Origin of the sequence: Paenibacillus sp. BC26 (assembly GCF_900116125.1) — a bacterium.
Lineage (GTDB): Bacteria > Bacillota > Bacilli > Paenibacillales > Paenibacillaceae > Paenibacillus_Z > Paenibacillus_Z lignilyticus.
Map to the genome: position 1 here is coordinate 254,505 of NZ_FPAD01000002.1, position 16,519 is coordinate 271,023.

17 protein-coding genes are annotated in these 16,519 nt (G+C 52.1%); 3 read left to right on the plus strand and 14 right to left on the minus strand.

The genetic code is table 11. The features are described 5' to 3' along the window. Positions 1-36: 36 nt before the first annotated feature. Entirely contained in the window at positions 37-297 is a 261-nt protein-coding gene (locus BM412_RS17530) for a YuzB family protein (protein ID WP_256256405.1), read from the minus strand. Between the two features lie 101 nt (positions 298-398). Between BM412_RS17530 and BM412_RS17535 the strand changes: the two genes are divergently transcribed. Beyond that, positions 399-644, plus strand: coding sequence for a NifU family protein (locus tag BM412_RS17535; RefSeq protein ID WP_090578360.1), 246 nt, complete (start codon positions 399-401; stop codon positions 642-644). Between the two features lie 85 nt (positions 645-729). Here the strand turns inward: BM412_RS17535 and BM412_RS17540 are convergent, their stop codons facing one another. The 12 genes from BM412_RS17540 to BM412_RS17595 form a co-directional block, all read right to left on the minus strand. Next, positions 730-1,518: an SDR family oxidoreductase gene (locus BM412_RS17540; RefSeq protein ID WP_091222879.1), complete on the minus strand. Its 789-nt coding sequence runs from the start codon at positions 1,516-1,518 to the stop codon at positions 730-732. Positions 1,519-1,545: 27 nt separating this feature from the next. Continuing rightward, positions 1,546-2,241, minus strand: a complete 696-nt coding sequence (locus tag BM412_RS17545; protein WP_256256489.1) for a Cthe_2314 family HEPN domain-containing protein — start codon at positions 2,239-2,241, stop codon at positions 1,546-1,548. Between the two features lie 53 nt (positions 2,242-2,294). Further along, on the minus strand, positions 2,295-3,221 hold the full coding sequence (locus tag BM412_RS17550; protein WP_371264832.1) for a COX15/CtaA family protein: 927 nt from the start codon (positions 3,219-3,221) through the stop codon (positions 2,295-2,297). Positions 3,222-3,381: 160 nt separating this feature from the next. Further along, positions 3,382-3,732, minus strand: a complete 351-nt coding sequence (locus BM412_RS17555) for a thioredoxin family protein (protein ID WP_091221119.1) — start codon at positions 3,730-3,732, stop codon at positions 3,382-3,384. 66 nt (positions 3,733-3,798) lie between these two features. Continuing rightward, positions 3,799-5,460 (minus strand): copper amine oxidase N-terminal domain-containing protein, encoded by a 1,662-nt coding sequence (locus BM412_RS17560; protein ID WP_091221121.1) that lies wholly within the window; start codon positions 5,458-5,460, stop codon positions 3,799-3,801. Positions 5,461-5,543: 83 nt separating this feature from the next. After that, positions 5,544-7,187 (minus strand): putative polysaccharide biosynthesis protein, encoded by a 1,644-nt coding sequence (locus BM412_RS17565; RefSeq protein WP_091221124.1) that lies wholly within the window; start codon positions 7,185-7,187, stop codon positions 5,544-5,546. Between the two features lie 21 nt (positions 7,188-7,208). Further along, a complete protein-coding gene (locus BM412_RS17570; RefSeq protein WP_091221128.1) occupies positions 7,209-7,931 on the minus strand; it encodes a ThuA domain-containing protein in 723 nt (240 codons plus the stop codon). A 19-nt stretch (positions 7,932-7,950) separates the two neighbouring features. Continuing rightward, a complete protein-coding gene (locus tag BM412_RS17575) occupies positions 7,951-8,427 on the minus strand; it encodes a DUF456 domain-containing protein (RefSeq protein WP_091221130.1) in 477 nt (158 codons plus the stop codon). Between the two features lie 7 nt (positions 8,428-8,434). Next, entirely contained in the window at positions 8,435-9,187 is a 753-nt protein-coding gene (locus tag BM412_RS17580; RefSeq protein WP_091221133.1) for a Cof-type HAD-IIB family hydrolase, read from the minus strand. A gap of 432 nt (positions 9,188-9,619) precedes the next feature. Continuing rightward, entirely contained in the window at positions 9,620-11,713 is a 2,094-nt protein-coding gene (locus tag BM412_RS17585) for a peptidoglycan D,D-transpeptidase FtsI family protein (protein ID WP_371264833.1), read from the minus strand. Between the two features lie 22 nt (positions 11,714-11,735). After that, positions 11,736-12,917, minus strand: a complete 1,182-nt coding sequence (locus tag BM412_RS17590; protein ID WP_091221136.1) for a transglutaminase domain-containing protein — start codon at positions 12,915-12,917, stop codon at positions 11,736-11,738. A 57-nt stretch (positions 12,918-12,974) separates the two neighbouring features. After that, complete coding sequence (locus BM412_RS17595; protein ID WP_091221140.1) at positions 12,975-13,430, minus strand: hypothetical protein; 456 nt, start codon at positions 13,428-13,430, stop codon at positions 12,975-12,977. A gap of 184 nt (positions 13,431-13,614) precedes the next feature. Between BM412_RS17595 and BM412_RS17600 the strand changes: the two genes are divergently transcribed. After that, positions 13,615-14,820, plus strand: coding sequence for an MFS transporter (locus tag BM412_RS17600; protein WP_091221145.1), 1,206 nt, complete (start codon positions 13,615-13,617; stop codon positions 14,818-14,820). Positions 14,821-15,161: 341 nt separating this feature from the next. Next, complete coding sequence (locus BM412_RS17605; protein ID WP_256256407.1) at positions 15,162-15,566, plus strand: DNA primase; 405 nt, start codon at positions 15,162-15,164, stop codon at positions 15,564-15,566. A gap of 26 nt (positions 15,567-15,592) precedes the next feature. On the opposite strand, the gene BM412_RS17610 is transcribed toward BM412_RS17605, so the two are convergent. Continuing rightward, positions 15,593-16,519 (minus strand): AEC family transporter, encoded by a 927-nt coding sequence (locus BM412_RS17610; protein ID WP_091221150.1) that lies wholly within the window; start codon positions 16,517-16,519, stop codon positions 15,593-15,595.

Here is a 16,519-nt window from a genome sequence, read left to right on the forward strand (position 1 = left end):
ACTAGTAAGATATGGAACCTGTCCTGGTAGGAACAGTTACATATCATCGATAAGGCGATCCAATGCTTCACGATCAGCTTGTTGCTTTACAATGGCCTTCATCATAAGTTCTTCCAGCTCTTCAATGGTTTCGCCGGCGATAATTTCGCCATTCACGAGACCGAACGGAGCCAAATAACATTCGCCGCAATTGCCCAGGCAGCCGTATTCGATTACATCATAATCCGGATTTTCCTCTAGCTTTTTCATGAGACGGTCGGTGCCATGGTGCATATTGCTCGCACAAAATTCTATCATCGTTTTTAACATTTTATTCGTTCACCTAGCCTTGAGTGATTGATATCCATTTTCAATTGCTCTGCTTTGTACTATAATAGGGGAGAAAGGAGTGGATTGCAATGAGTGAAAATGCACAAAGCACAATGTACGATGAAGTTTTGGATGTTCTTGACAAGCTGCGCCCGTTCTTGCAGCGCGACGGCGGCGACGTTGAACTCGTAGACGTAGAGGACGGCATCGTGAAACTTCGTTTGGTGGGTGCTTGCGGCAGCTGCCCAAGCTCGACAATTACACTTAAAGCAGGGATTGAACGCGCTCTGCTTGAAGAAGTCGAAGGCGTACAAGAGGTTATGCAAGTATTCTAATCTCTTAACCTCTTCACCCATTATTTACAATAAAGAGTCTTGCCATTATCCGGCCTCTAAGGCGGATACGGCAAGACTCTTTTGTTTAATTGGATGATGTTTTGATGGAGGTCTTGATCGGATCGAAACCTCCGGTTACATCCACGATGTTTCCTGTCAAATAATCCGATTGCGGCAAGCATAAGAACGTTATGACCCTTGCGACATCCTCGCCGCTTCCGGGACGACCTCTGGGCGATTCGTCATCTAGCTCACCGGAAACCTCTGCGATTGTCCGCTCCTTGTTCACGCCGCGAATATCGCCCGGACAGACCATGTGAACCGTAATGCCGTTGCCTGCCTCTTCGACGGCAAGCGTCTTCGTGAAGGATACCAGACCCGTCTTAGCGGAAGCATAAACGGCTCTGTGAGGCCACGCACGGCCTTCTCCGGCATGACCGAAGCCAAAGTGGATGATACGTCCCCACTGCCTCTTACGCATCCCTGCGAGCAAATGGTGATCGAGCAGCATAACGCCAAGCAAATTGCCGTTTACTAAACCGATCACTTCTTCCGCGGAATAATCCTCGAATAACCGTCGCTCGCGAATGAATGGGCCGGCGTTATTGATCAGAATATCAATACTGCCGGTTTGCGACCATGCCTGCGCTTCGGCTGCAAGCCGTGCAACATCGCCTTGAACGGCGATGTCAGCCCCGATTGCGGTTGCACGAACGCCGAATTGCTGCGTAATGTCCGCTGCGAGCAAGAGCGCCTCCTGCTCGCTTGATTTATAGTTCAGCACGATGTCGCAGCCCATCTGAGCCAGCGACATCGCTGTCATTTTGCCTAAACCTTTCGCACTTCCCGTTATTAAAGCCGTTCGTCCTTTCAGCTCCATGGGCACCCTCCCAAGTTCAGATCATTTTCTCATCTGGCGATAAGCATGGTGAAAGGTCAGCTTAAGTGTATCCAGCACCATCTCCATCATTTCATCCAGATCGCGCATCTGCTGAGTAATATTCTCCAATTGGTGCTGCTCTGAATATGATTCATGGCTTTGTCTGAGATCATCCTGCATTTCCGAATTCATGAAGTGGATCTCCGTGTTCCGCCGTTTTCGGATTCGGTTCATCGTAGGCTTGATAAGCTCTTTGAGCTCGTATAGAGGCAGCGCCAGCTCGGAATAGGCATTCCGCTGCACCATCGTGCGCAGCACGGTGAAATACGAGAAATGCGGTTTGACCCGCTCCGTTTGTAAGCTGAGATAGTCGTTCATCAGCGTCCCCAGCTTATCAAGCAGCGAGAACAGCCGAATGAAGGCATTTTTGTCAAAGTACACGTAACGGTGATAGTTCATCTGCTCCTCGGGCTTCATGGCCGTATAGGAAGCGGACGTAATCATGGCGCTGAACTTGCGAGCTGCATATTGGCTTTGTTCAAGCTCATCCAGTGAGGAAATAAGACCAAGCGTGTAAATCTCGTATTTGCGAAGCTTGTGATTCTCATCATGACTCTGCTCGATCAGCTTATGAAGCGCAGCGGCGTACTGCTCCATCGCTTGCACGGTTTCCAGCAGTTTGCCCTCCGAGACACGCGGCGGTTCACCAAACAGCATTCTAAGCACTAGGCAGTCCTCCTGAAGTTACAACTTGTCTTCTTAGATATGCATTACCTTCGTCCTTCGCGCCACTTCCATGCCCGAATCATAAAGTCGCACAGAATCCCGAACAAGATAGAGATGATGATATTGTGCAGGATGCTTGTGAAAACAAACCAATCCTCATTGCCGATCGTCTTCGTAAGCAGCGCGCCGCTCAATACTTGGCTGATGACCAGCACGAACACGAGAAAAATCGAATTGCGAAGCGCTTGGTTGCCGCTTGCGACCCGCTTCACGTGCATCATTAACCAGGTAATCAGAATGAACAGCACTGCAGCAGCGACACGGTGAATGAAGACATAACGCGTGGCGCCTTCCATATCAGGAATGAGGTCGCCGTTGCATAGCGGCCAGCCGATGCATCCGCCTGCTGAATCGGTATGCCGGATAAAGGCACCTAAGTAAATCACGAAATAGCTGTAAATCAGAATGGCTAACGACAAGTAAAACACGGATTGCGGTACGCGAGCGGCAGGCTTGTCCGCCAGCTCACCCCGCTTCATCCTGCCAGTCCATAAGAGGAGCAGCAGCGTGAACATGAATGCCATAATCGAGAACCCAAAGTGCAGAGCCAGTACGGCAGGAGTCGTCGGCCATACGACCGCAGCAGCGCCGAGCAAAGCTTGCAAAAGGGTGAAAAAACCTGAGCCTGACGCGTAAATAATCGGCTCTTTGTAATCGCGGTACCACTTCAGCGTTGCAATGAAGGTCGCAAGCACCAATAAGCCAATGCCGCCGCTAATCAATCGATGGGAGTATTCGATTAGCGATTCCAGCGTATACGCCGGTATAAATTTGCCGTTACATAGCGGCCAATCTGTTCCACAGCCGCGGCCGGAGTCCGTATTCGTCACAAGCGCGCCGGCAATCAACACCAAAAACATCCCTATGCACGTTACAATAGCAAGCGCACGATATCGGTTAGAATTCAACATGTCCACCTAACTTCCGGAAAGAATCACCTCAATTATAACGAACTATGTTGGCAAATACCATGTTCAAACTGTGAACACAGGCAGCCCTCATCTCGAGACAGAAAAGCCCGCTCTGCGCCAATTTCGGACACATTGCGGGCTTCCCTGACCCGGGTTTTCGTTATGAGCTTGGAAGTGCTTCCGCCACTTGGACGGCCCGATCCAGAAACTGCTCAATTTCCTCCCGTGACTTGCGCAGCTTGCTGACGAAACGAACGAGCTCCTGTCCTTTCTTGAACGCGATAAAGCTTGGAATGCCAAGGATGTTCAGCTCGCTGCACAGGTCCGGCAAATCATCGCGGTCAATTTGCAGGAACTGAATGCGATCCCCATAGCTGCCCTCGATATCCGGCATGAATGGCTCGATATAATGGCAATCCTTGCACCAGGTAGTCTTGAAAACCGCTACCGTGACGTTATCTTCGCGGTTAACCGCGTCTCGAAATGCTTGTTCCGTTGTAATGATCTGCATGGCAATGTCGTACTCCTTTCAATGTGGAAGCCTGATTCGGCCAAGATGTGATGTGCAAACTATCGTTTAGGGCTCGCGGGAAATGACCAGATAGTCATCCTCATAATCGTCGGTATTCCATTGCAGCGTTCCGCCCAGCGCTTTCACGAAATCACGTGCCGGCACATAAGTGACACCATTAATGACCGTTGGCGGGAAGCTCCAAGTCACGGTCTTTCCGTTTAGTGTAACATTGTTGCTGCCTGTTCTCATCCCCAGCGTTGAACCTGTCGCATCATCGTATACGACTAGTGTGCCTGCTTCCTTCCGAATAGTTGCATGGAATCCGTTAACCGTTCGACGAAGCGGAATCAAGGTTATGCCGTCAGGCGTAATAATCGGCGGATTAGCACTGTATGCGGCATACATCGTGATCACTTGTTTACTGATATGCCCTTGTTCCCGAAGCAGGCCGTATAGGACGGAATCCGGCTCTAGGTTACGCAGCACTTCGTAGCCTTCCATCTCCATCAATTGCTCTCCGTCGATCGAAAGTCGAGGTGCAACCGGCTGCTCCGGCGTAACATGGCCGTTCACATTCCACCGATCGGACGTCACTTTAAGCCATAAGCCTTCAATCGGCGCGGACTCTTCCAGCTCCCCTATATTAACCGCAGTAAGCATTTCTTCACCATCGGCTGCCACAGCTCCTTGAGCTGCAGCCTCCTTATCTGCCAGAGCGTCCAGCGCTGCCAGATTCGGTTTGATTGAGGCCTCGATCACCGACTTGCGAATATCAAGCTTGCTGTCGATAAACAGATCGCCTTTTACATACGTGTCCTTGGTAAAGATCTGGTTAAGCTCTTCTTGGTCATTCAGCTCCGTCTTGGCGATCCCGTCCTTCAGCTCTGTGAGCATTTCCACCACGCTGTCGGTCGCTTCTTGAACGCTCTCCTCATCGATTTCTTCTTCAGGCAGCGAACCGAATATACTCTCTGCACCGGAAGATTTCAGGGCATCGCTTTGACTTTGAACCAGCTCAAGCAATTGGGTGAGCATTTCTTTCAGCCCATCCTTATCGCTAAGAAGCGCTTCTACATAGGATTTCGCCCAATCCCACAGCTCTATGCCTGTCAGCTCCGCGTGAATGTTCATCCCGCTAACGGTTTCGCCGGCTACTTGCTCTTGCCCGACATTGACAGACAAATGCTTCGGATTCGGCAAATGATGAATCGCATAGTCGCCTGCGACATCCATCATCTGCTTGGCGGTTTCCGTCAGCTTAGCCTCTGTTGCATCATGAAGTCCGAGCCCGTCATCTACCTGCGGACCGGCCAAGTCAGCCATATGTATCACGATCGGGCGTTTTGCCCCTTCAAGATCAACCACGGTCAGCTTGTCATCCAGCTGAGCGCTAAACGCTATGGACTTCTCGCCAAGTGATAGTTTGCCCTTAACGGACATGGCACCGTCTTGCGCGACCATCACATGATCTAGCTGCAGCTTGACCGAGGATACCAAATCGAGCACTGCTTTCTCTTCGTCTGTAACATCAGCAAGCGCATTGTCCTTCAGAAGCAGCTTGAATTCCACCAACTGGCTGCCTTCATATGAGGTAACCTTCAGCGATTGCTTCAGCATGGCATTGAAATCTACGCCGCCTAATGCCTGACAGCCGGCCATAATGAATACGAGAAGCGATAATAGCAGTAAGCATGAATTTCTCCACAACCGAGGCCAATTTTTCAACAAAAAAACTCCTCTCCAACGGTAAAAAGACTAAGGTCCATTTTACCATGAAGAGGAAGTTGTGGGAATAACAATCCAGTTCATTAAGAACGCGACGCAACCCGCATCAACGGGTTTAACAGCTTGCGCAGCGGACCCGGGAACTGCCGGACGTCTTCGGCCTTCACGACTCGAAGCAGCACTAACAGCGCGACATAGAGTCCGAACGAAATGCCTCCCGCAGCGATGCAGGATATCAGAAAGGTCAGCTTAGCCGGGATACCGCCGATATAGTGTCTGCATACATAATCGATGAGCCAGCCTGCGCCGGATGCCGCCATGATCGTAATCGCATAACCGGCCCAACGCCGCCCGAGGATGGAAAGTGAAATTTCCTTGCGAATCGCTCGGAAGTTAAGCGCTGCGATCGTCATAAAGCAGATCGTAGAGGACAGGATCAAACCGTATACGCCCATGAAAGGCGCAAGAGCCAGGCTCGTCACAACCTTCACGACAATACCGATCAATGCATGCCGCATCGGCATATGCGGTTTGTTCATGCTGGTCAGAACGGTATTGCTTGTCATCATCGTGATTTGGAAAATCGTGCCCGCCGTCAATGCGGCAATAGCCAAACTACCGCCCGTATTCGCGAAGAGCAAACCATTTATAGACGTAGCAGCAATAGTCATGATGAGAGCCACCGGCACGCCTGTAAAGACTACAATGCGCATGACAAGCGATGCTTGACGCTCTACCTCTGGCATATTGCGCACGGAATAGGCGGCGGATATGACCGGAATCATGGATTGACTGAGCGCGATCGCCAGAATCGGCGGAATGCCCGCCAGCGCCTGCGCCTTCAAGCCCAGCCAGTCCAGCGTTTGACGTGCATCGACCGCATTGTAATACCCGTGCGTCAGCTTCATGAACAACGAAGTGTCAAAGAAATAAATAAATTGAACGGTCATCGAAGTAATGACGATCGGCACGGATATTCGGAACATTTCCTTATAAATCGTCTTAAACGACAGTGGTGCCCGCGCCGCCCGAGATGTCGATTTCGTCTCCGCCGCAGGAGCAGCGGCTTTCTCAAGCGCATCATGTCTCCGCAGCTTCCTTGCGTAGAATAACATCACGCAGAAAGCGCCCACACTGCCGAATACACTGCCGAATGTCGCCGCTGCGGCAATCCAGCTCTGTCCCCATCCCCATGCCAGGACGATATAAGCAAGTCCTACCGCTGTAATAACGCGGAGAATTTGCTCAATGATTTGGGAGATTCCTCCGGCTGCCATAAGCTGACGGCCTTGGAAGTATCCTCTCATCATCGCGATGATCGGGAAGAACAGCAGCGCAGGTGCAATGGCCCGAACCGCCAAATCAGCACCGGGGTTCTCCGCGATATGCGTCGCGTAGAACGGAGCAAATACAAGCAGCAGCACCGTAATCACCACACCTGTGATGGAACCGAATAAGAGCGCCGCTTTGTAAATCCGTTTCGCATCGTCGGGACGACCCTGGGCATAACGCTCAGAGACCATTTTGCTGATCGCGCTCGGGATGCCTCCGGTTGCTACAATAAGAAGCATTAAATAAATATTATTAGCGACGGTAAAATAACCGCCGCCGCTGCTGTCTGTCATATAATCCAGCGGGATGCGCTGGAAGATCCCGAGGAACCGGGCCACCAGCGCTGCCGCTGCGAGAATGATCGTTCCTTTGATTAAAGAATCCTTTTTAACCATTTGTTCTCCTGACCACAATCATTATTTCGCTTTGATGACCTCAAGCGGTTGGTGGTGACCGCGAACAGGCGCTGCCGCATTGGATGGAGCTGCCCAGCGGATACCGTTCTTGATCACTTGAAGTACATTTTCGTTATAGTAAGTTGGGTACGTCTCGTGACCGGGACGGAAGTAGAACACTTTGCCTTGGCCGCGGTGCCAAGTGCAGCCGCTGCGGAATACTTCGCCGCCTTCGAACCAGCTGACGAATACGAGATCATCCGGCTGCGGAATATCGAAGTGTTCGCCATACATTTCTTCGCGTTCCATTTCGAAATATTCCGGAAGGCCTGCAGCGATCGGGTGAGCCGGGTTAACCGTCCAGATCCGCTCTTTCTCATCGGCTTCGCGCCATTTCAAGTCGCAGCCCGTGCCCATAAGCTTCTTGAAGATTTTGGAGAAGTGGCCGGAATGAAGCACGATCAGACCCATGCCGTTCATAACGCGTTTATGTACACGCTCAACGATCTCATCTTCCACTTTATCGTGAGCCATGTGGCCCCACCAAATCAGAACGTCCGTATTCGCAAGCACTTCTTCCGTCAAGCCGTGCTCCGGCTGTTCCAGCGTAGCAGTTGCTACTTCGAAACCATCCGTGCCGATACCTGCTTTAATGGCTTGGTGAATCCCATCCGGATAAACCTTAATAACGGCCTCATTCGTTTTCTCATGCATAAACTCGTTCCATACTGTAACTTTAATCAACTTCGTCTGCCTCCTCAAATTAGATCCAAATGATAAAAATAATAATCATAGCCGCTTGCATCATGAATTTGGCGACCATGCTGGAAAACAATCCAACTACCGCACCAAGCCCCGCTTTGAGGGCCTTGTCCAATCTCGCGCCGGTAAACAGTTCACCGATCACGGCCCCGAGCAAAGGTCCAAGAATGATACCAAAGGCCGGGATAACGAATGGACCTACGATAAGTCCGATCGTACTGCCGATCACCGAGGCCCTGGAGCCTCCATACTTCTTGACGCCCCAAGCGCTGACGGCATAATCCGCAATGAACAGCGCAATGACAATTAACGACTGGATCGTCCAGAACCAGAAACCAAACGGAGAGAACGAGATAAAAAAGCCATACACGAAGAATGCCGCGTAGATCGCAAGCGCCCCCGGCAGAATCGGATAAATGGCTCCGGCCATACCAATCACAAACAAAATAATGACTAAGATCCAACCGGCTATCTCCATGCTGTACTCATCCCTTCAGCACATAGTCCCGGATCACACGCGCAACCGCATCCTCATTATGATTCACCGTTACGACATCTGCCACGGCCTTCACTTCTTCCTGCGCGTTGCCCATCGCAACGCCTAACCCAACCTCGCGGATCATCGCGATATCGTTTAAGCTGTCGCCCATGGCGGCAACTTGCGACATGTCGATGCCAAGCAGCGAGCACAGCTCGCGAATGGCGGAAGCCTTCGATACGCCTTCCGGATTCATCTCCAAATTCCACGGTGAGGAATTCGTAATCTCCAGCCCGCCCCAGCTCGAGGTCTCTCTCAGAATCGCTTCGCGCGTTGCCGCGTCCTCCGTGTGATAACCGAATTTGAGCCAATGATGATGCTCATAATCGTCGGCAGGCTCGATCCACTGTTCCTTGTTGTAAATGTCCATCGTGGAATAGGCCCAGTACCAGCATTCCGGATACTTCAATGCTTCTTGGTGAAGCCGCTTCAATGTGGATGCCGACATCAGCGTGCGCTTATGAAGCACATGCGGACGCTTCCAAATTTCTCCACCGTTCACCGTAATCATCGGCGTGTCCAGTTTTAGCTGCTCCGCATAAGGCAGCGCGCTCGGAAAACCTCGTCCGGTCGCAAAACAAACGGTAACGCCGGCATCCAGCGCTCGGTGAATCCACTTTGCATTCTCACTGCTGATCTCTTGTCGATCGTTCAGCAATGTTCCATCCATATCGAGTGCGATTAGCTTGATTGTTCCCATGGAGCCCTCCCTATAGAGCAAACTGCAGCTGCTGCAAGCGATCAATGTACCAATTCTAGCACATTCTGAACAGAATCCAAACCTGCCCGAACGCCAGCGGTAATCGCGCTTGGATACTTTTCTAATTATAGTGAGTCCTGCACGGAAACGCGTTATTCAATCTTGTGCTTTTTGTGTTCCATCTTGCTGTTATACCCCCAAAAGGGTACCGGTAAGAAATAAAATAGCATACAGCAGGCGACGAATGGCGGCGTGCTTCTTGGAACGGCGCATATGGATCCCTCCTTGCGGTATTGGATGGCATCCTTTCATGTTTTATCTTATGCAAAAATGTTTCTCGCGTGCAACTTCCGGCCCATATAAAAAAGGCTGCCCCGATAGCCAATTTTGACTTCGGGACAACCCTCTTGTATCGCGGTGATAGGCTCATCATTATTGCGTCGTATCCGTCTTGCCGTTCTCCGTGGTCGTGCCTGCAGGAGTGCCTGCCGGAGTGCCTGTAGTCCCCGTCCCCGTCGTCGGCGGATTCACCGGCGTTTTCGGCTTCTTCGGCACGCCGTTCATCCCGATGGCATCATCGTACGCATCGAGTATCTTACGCGCGACAGGAGCCGCTCCATACGCGCCGAAGCCGCCTTCCGGAATAACAACGGCTACCGCAATGACAGGATCCTCCGCAGGAGCAGACGCGATAAACACGGAATTCTCGACAGTAGCTCCGCTTACTTGCTGCTGGGAGGTTCCTGTTTTCCGAAGTACCTTGTAAGGCGCGTTGTTAAACTCGGTTACGCTAACATTCAACATCCCCGTCTCGATTTCATCCCAGTATTTCTCCGGGAAATTGATCGTATTCAGCACTTCCGGCTGGAAGCTCTGCACGACTTTGCCGTCCGCATCACGGATTTCCTTCACGAACTGCGGCTTCATCCGTTTCCCATGACTGGCGAGCGTTGCCGCATACTGAGCAAGCTGAAGCGTTGTGTAACGCCCCATCTGGCCGAAGGAAGCCAGAATTAGCGCTGACTGCGCACTCGCTGCTTCTTCCTCGTGGAAATAGCCGATAACCCCTTTGCTCTCATTCAACAGGCCGCTTTCGGTATCTGCCCCAAGACCAAACTGCTTCACGTAGCTGTCCCAGATCGCCACGCCTTTATCCGAGTCTTTCCGGTATAGGGCATCTCCGACCATCTTAGCCATGAAGGGGTTAGAAGATTTCGCAATCGCCTTGGCCGGATCCAGCACCCCGTACACATGCCCCTTGGCATTACCGATTCTGCGGCGTGTCGAGCCTTCCCGGCCATAATAGAACGAACCGGTGTCCGTATACGTTTGATTCGTCGTGAACAGCTTCTCATTTAACCCAATCAGAATAGACAATGGCTTCTGCGTGGATCCAAGGAAAACAACGGAAGATGGATGCTTTCGCTGCTCCTTCGGGTCCTTGTAAGGACCGATAACCGGGCTGATTGTGCCGTTCTGCAGCACATTGCTGATCATATCGTAATCCTCGGTGCTTATCTTTCCGCCTTCCCAGATGTTCGGATTATAATCCGGCATACTGGCCATCGCAATGATCTTGCCGGTCTTAACCTCTATCGCCACCGCATAACCGGTCTTGGCATTATCCTCATGCCGATCGCGATCCGGCGTAGTCTGCAGAAAATGAAGCTGATCCATGATCGCTTGTTCCGTCACTTCCTGAACGTGGCGGTTGATCGTGAGATAGATGTTGTCGCCTTTCTCGGGCTTCGTAATGACCGGCGGACCGATAACCCGGCTTGCCGCGTTTACCGGATACGTCTTCAATCCGTTCTTGCCCCTCAGCACATCCTGGAACATATACTCAAGCCCGTCGTAACCAACGTCTTCTTGCTGCAAATACTTCAAACGCGGATCATCCGTTTTGGCGCGGTCTTTGTACAAATTGTTCTCGGCGCCGCCGCCGAATTTCTTCAAGTAGCCGACCAATTGGACGGCAAACTTGCTCGTATCGTAATGACGAATGCTTTCCTCTACAATATCGATCCCCTGATACAAGTCGCGGTTCTCCATGAAGTAGGCGATCTCATCCTGCGTCAGCCCGCTTTTGATGCGCCTAGGGACGGTTACCGTATTTTTCTTGTAATCCAGATCCATGTTTTTGATAATTTGTTCTAATGTCACCGCGGTCTTCGGATTGCCGTACTTCTGAAAAACTTCAAACAGCTTTTGGGCCATTGCGATAGAATCCGCCTTCTTCGTTCCCGGCTCTATGCTGTAATGGAGTGATTGTGTCGAGGTCGAATACGCAATCGGCGAACCGCCCGAGTCATAAATATTGCCGCGAATCGGCGGGATAAGGACATCCTTCGAGCCCCGCTTCTCTTCTTCCTCGCGCAGAGAGGGCCCTTCAACAAACTGCAAAATAGCCAACCGAACAATCAGAACGCTGAACACAAAAAACGTAGCAAAAAAGAATAAGTTCAACCGGAACGAAAAATTTCGCCGGTTCACAATCTCCCGCTTCTGCGGATCATCCTGCACCACTGTAAATCTCCTTTCTACACGGTCAAGTTTCCCTTATATGCGTGCTCGAGAACCCAGCCGGGTTAAACCAATCGCCTGAGGAGGCCCATGTCGCGTCAAGCGGAATCCAAGCACCGCTGCTTGCCAAACGCACCTCGTTCCAAGCATGGGGTCCATAGCTGCCGTTGCCTGTTGCGCCGAGTCCCGTAACGACCCGCACGTCAAGCCCGACGGAACGCGCCATCACCGCATACAATCTGGCCACATCTATACAGACGCCTTTTCGGGTATCAAAAGTTTCAGTTGGCGTTTGTTCTTTCCAAACACCGTGCTCTACATAATTATTGGCTTTATCCCAGTCATATGCAATACGCGTGCCAATCCAATCATAGAGTGCCCGCGCCTTTGCTTCGTCATTATCCGCGTGTTTCGTTACTTCTGCCGCCGCAGCCTCGATGTTGGCAGGCACTGCGGCATCGATGACCTCATATTTGCGCTGCAGCACGCGGCGAAACTCCGCCTGAACCGCATCGGTAATGACCGGACCGCGCTTCAGCACATCGCCGGCTACCGGGTCAAGCAGCTCTGCGGCCGTCTTCGCGTATATCGCGGACGACCTAATGGCGTCCGCTCCAAGCGCATGAGGAGCAAGCGTGACATACACAAACAGCACGGCAATGACAAGGAAAGCACGTCCGCCGCCCAGCAGCGCGCCGATCAACGCCCCGGTCGTCCTGCTCGCTGTTCCGGAGAGCCTGCCGTATGCGGATGGCCGGCCCCTGCGCATTACCTGATCCGCGTTCTTCGAAGGCTGCATCAGCGCATCATAGAGCATGTAGCATAACGGCTCAAGCAATCGAAGCAAGTAGCGGACGAGCGAGTACAGCACCAGAAACAGCGCGCCGAAGCGAAGCAGCTCAAAGTCACGCAGGCTGGTCACAACCGTATACCATAGTTCTTTCGCTGCACTGAGCTCTTCCTGCGGCACGACGATGTTTCTGGCTTCCAGCCAATCGCGGATTACCGGCGATAGCCGCGAAGCGCCTCTACCGGCAAGCACAAGCGCAATCACGACCGAAACCGCTTGCCAAATAAAAAAGAAAAGGTGCTTCGCGGATCCCGACGCACCTCTTCTCATGCCTTGAATGAATGAGCCAAGCAGGATAATCAGCACCATGAGCGCAACCGGTTCCGGTTTCAATAAGGGAGCGACCCAAGCATTCATGATGAAGCCTCCTTCCATCACCTAAACAGTTTAGGCTTGTCTTCAAACAGCCTTTGTCTAGACGTTCTTCTTTGCTTGATCAATTAAGGATTGAATTGCCGCATCGATCTTCCAAGTGCCAAGCGGCGTACCGCGGAAGTTCACTTTCACTTCTTTCTCGCCCGGTGTGCCGTCAAGCTGGAGGTTCTTCGTCTTCACCGTGAAGGTTCCGTCGCTGTTCGTTGTGAATGTAGCCTCCTGCGCTTCGCCGGCCATCGCCGAGATTGCCTCTTGCTTCACGCTGTCCGCTACCTTCGTGCCTAGCTCGGATCCGAGATTCTTCAATTCTTCCAGCGAATGTCCGCTATAGAATACGACGCCTGCAAGAATAGCCACAACGATCAGCCATTTCACGACCGTCTTTACAATACGAACAACGATGAACAGCACAATAAGCGCTATTACCAGGAACAGCCATTTGTCCTTGAAGAATTGTACGTACGTGTCCAAATCATAGTTAAAATCCAAGCCCATCGATTGGTCTCCTCCATTATACCGCCAAAAAGTCTACATACAAAACATTATAACCCATGACCCTACCACCGTAAACCAACTCAGCGCCGAGAGACATATCACAGCCCGGCCAAGCGTACAAGTAGTAACATACTGTCCACACCGATATCGCTGCGCGTTTATGCAAATCCGAAGGAGGTTTCCCGTGAAAACTGCGATTTGGCTCTATTTGTTTCTGTTTGTCGCGTTCTTTGATTTACATGCCCAGTATCCCATCTTGACTCCATTCGCCATCTCGATCGGCGCGGCTCCGTCCTTTATCGGACTGATGATGGGACTGTACTCCATTACCCATCTGCCGGGCAATCTCATAGCCGGTTATGGGGTCGACCGTTATGGCAGCCGGCTATTCATCGTGTTCAGCCTCGCCGCGGCAGGCGGCATCCTGCTTCTGCAAGCCATGGTGACGAATCCGTGGCAGCTGCTTGTCCTCCGTTCGATCAGCGGCTTCGTGCTCGCCTTTCTGTCCCCGGCCTGCATGTCGCTGCTCGCACGCATCGCTACAAGCCAAATCCGGCAGCGCAAGCTCATGGCCGGCAATGGCCTTGTGCATACCGTCGCATCGGTCATCTCGCCTGCGGTCGGCGCTTATCTCGTTGCCCAAATCGGCTTCACGACGGCATTCACCGTGCTCGGCTGGATACTGATTGCGACCGCTGCTTGCGCAATGTTCTTTATCCGCGAATTAGTGCCTCAGAAGGCGACTGCGCCGGCGTCCAAAGCACTGGCCACGCAAGCGAGCGCAGAAGCGCTCGGCATGCGGGGAGGCACGGCAGGGCCGCAGCCTCCGGTCCCCTGGCTGATCTTCGCCCTGCCGATTGCCATGAGCTGCGCGCAGGGCATCCTTTCCTTCGAGCTGCCGCTTATGTCGACCACGAAGGAAGGCATGATGACGACCGGACTGCTGTTCTCCATCGTCAGCCTCGGCGCACTGTTCACGCTTAGCATGTTGTTTCTTAACAAGCTCTCGCCGTTTCTTCGCTCGCTATGGGGAGCCTTCTTGCTGGCACTTACCTATTTCGCCATCGCGGCCGGTGTCCCGCTTCCCTTCATGGTCCTCCTGTTATTCATCGGCATGGCCAAAGGCGTCATCTTCCCGGCACTCTCCTCGCTCCTCATCGAGCGGAGCGGCGGGACCCGATACGGCCGGATGTTCTCGATCTTATCAATCGCTTTCTCGATCGGCGCCTTCATGGGGCCGATGTTAGCCGGACAGCTGCGCGAAGTCATATCGCCCTACTATATTGCTTTCTTAAGCCTCATGATCGCCGTTTGCGTGCTTCCCTTCTATGCTTCGCCTACAAAGGCAGGTGGATCAAGCTCCAGCGCCCATTTTTCCGGAACTGGGTAATTGCACAGGGCTGTTATCACTCAGGGGCATACATTACAGTGTGGCAAGAGGCTGGAATGCTTTACTAAGTGAAGCAGAGCCCCAAACGCCCTGTTAGACATCATGCGAAAGAGGGGTGACATTCACAATGTCTCAATTCGTAGATGCTGAACGCGGAGGACATGGCCATCATGGCGCATTTACCTCAGCTGGTTCCATCCTGGTGCTTTTCATCCTCCTGGTCATTGTAATTTGCGGCTGTGGCGGCTGGTACTAATCCACGCCCCAAAGATACGGACATAAACGGTTTGCCAATCGGCAAGCCGTTTTTCGTTTTTCAAGTTTGCGCAGAATAGGATAAGATGGTGGAAATGAAAGAGGTGGGGACTGCGATGGATGATATCGCCATCATTGTGGAAGGCAAGAACGACAGAAGCCGGCTGCGCCGCGTGCTTGCGGAGGAAACGCCGATTTTCTGCACGATGGGCACGCCGGGAGTCAATCAAATCGAGAAGCTGCGCCGTCAGGTCGGCGACCGTCATGCGTACATCTTCACCGATAACGATGCTTCCGGCAGACGGATCAGAGGCATGCTGCGGGATGCGTTCCCGGATGCCGACCATATCCATACGCGGCGAGGGTTTCCGGGCGTGGAGAAAACGCCCGAGGAATACTTAATCGAGCAGTTAGAAAAAGCGGGCCTCGAGGAATACATCGTGTATCCTGCTCAAGGCACCGCCATATGGAGTAAAGAAGATGGGTTCTAAGGATTCAATCGTATAATAGCAGCAAACTAAACGTTCAGTACGAAAATTACGAGCGTAACCGTTACGATACTTAGCACAGTTGAAGCCAGCACAGCCTGTGAAGCAAACTCCTGCTCGTTGTCGAACTCCACTGCGAGCAGAACGCTGGAGAGCGATGTCGGAACGCTGGAGGAGACGATGAGCGCTTGCGCCATCAGCCCTTCTAGTCCAAGCATCCACACGACGGCAAATGCCAGGAGCGGTCCGAGCAAGAGGCGCATCGTGCAGGAGATCAGCACTTCCTTCACCATGAAGCCGTGAACGGAAAACTTCATGCTCCCCAGCTGTACGCCAAGCGTGACAAGCGCCGTGCCGATAAAAGCATTAGCCGAATAATCAAGCGGTACGGATAAAGCATGCGGGATCGGGATATGAAAACCTCGCATCAGAAACCCGAGCGGGATTGCATAGATGACCGGCTGCTTAAGGATCGTCCGGATAATCTCCCTGCCGCTGATTCGATGCGCATTGACGCTGTAGATGCCGTAGGTGTTCGGCAGCAGCGCCTGCAGCATCATGATCAGCACTTGAATCGACAGCGTGAATGGATTCGAAGCGAATACAAGCTCGTTGAGCGGAATGCCGTAGTTCGCGCTGTTATAGAACAGCACGCTGTTTCGCATGGCCCCGCGCCTTCCCCCGGCAATTCCCCGCAGCCGAATGACCGCTTCCACGCAAGCGTACATCAGAACCATGAATACGACGAAGAACAGCAGAACGGTCATCGCCGATTTCAGCGTCACTTCCGTCGTATACAATAATTTAAAAATAATAGCCGGCGAAAACAAGTAAAAGTTCAGTTTGGATAAGGTCTTGATGTCCAAAGAAAAAACCCGATGCAGTGTGATGCCGATAGCAATCATGACTGACAACGGGATGATGTTGTTCCATAATATCGATAAGAATATGGCCAT

Coding starts and splice junctions, on each gene's coding strand:
- BM412_RS17530 (WP_256256405.1), bottom strand. CDS start 297: ATGATAGAATTTTGTGCGAGCAATATGCACCATGGCACCGACCGTCTC.
- BM412_RS17535 (WP_090578360.1), top strand. CDS start 399: ATGAGTGAAAATGCACAAAGCACAATGTACGATGAAGTTTTGGATGTT.
- BM412_RS17545 (WP_256256489.1), bottom strand. CDS start 2,241: ATGCTGTTTGGTGAACCGCCGCGTGTCTCGGAGGGCAAACTGCTGGAA.
- BM412_RS17550 (WP_371264832.1), bottom strand. CDS start 3,221: ATGTTGAATTCTAACCGATATCGTGCGCTTGCTATTGTAACGTGCATA.
- BM412_RS17555 (WP_091221119.1), bottom strand. CDS start 3,732: ATGCAGATCATTACAACGGAACAAGCATTTCGAGACGCGGTTAACCGC.
- BM412_RS17565 (WP_091221124.1), bottom strand. CDS start 7,187: ATGGTTAAAAAGGATTCTTTAATCAAAGGAACGATCATTCTCGCAGCG.
- BM412_RS17575 (WP_091221130.1), bottom strand. CDS start 8,427: ATGGAGATAGCCGGTTGGATCTTAGTCATTATTTTGTTTGTGATTGGT.
- BM412_RS17580 (WP_091221133.1), bottom strand. CDS start 9,187: ATGGGAACAATCAAGCTAATCGCACTCGATATGGATGGAACATTGCTG.
- BM412_RS17590 (WP_091221136.1), bottom strand. CDS start 12,917: ATGAATGCTTGGGTCGCTCCCTTATTGAAACCGGAACCGGTTGCGCTC.
- BM412_RS17595 (WP_091221140.1), bottom strand. CDS start 13,430: ATGGGCTTGGATTTTAACTATGATTTGGACACGTACGTACAATTCTTC.
- BM412_RS17605 (WP_256256407.1), top strand. CDS start 15,162: ATGGTGGAAATGAAAGAGGTGGGGACTGCGATGGATGATATCGCCATC.
- BM412_RS17610 (WP_091221150.1), bottom strand. CDS start 16,519: ATGGCCATATTCTTATCGATATTATGGAACAACATCATCCCGTTGTCA.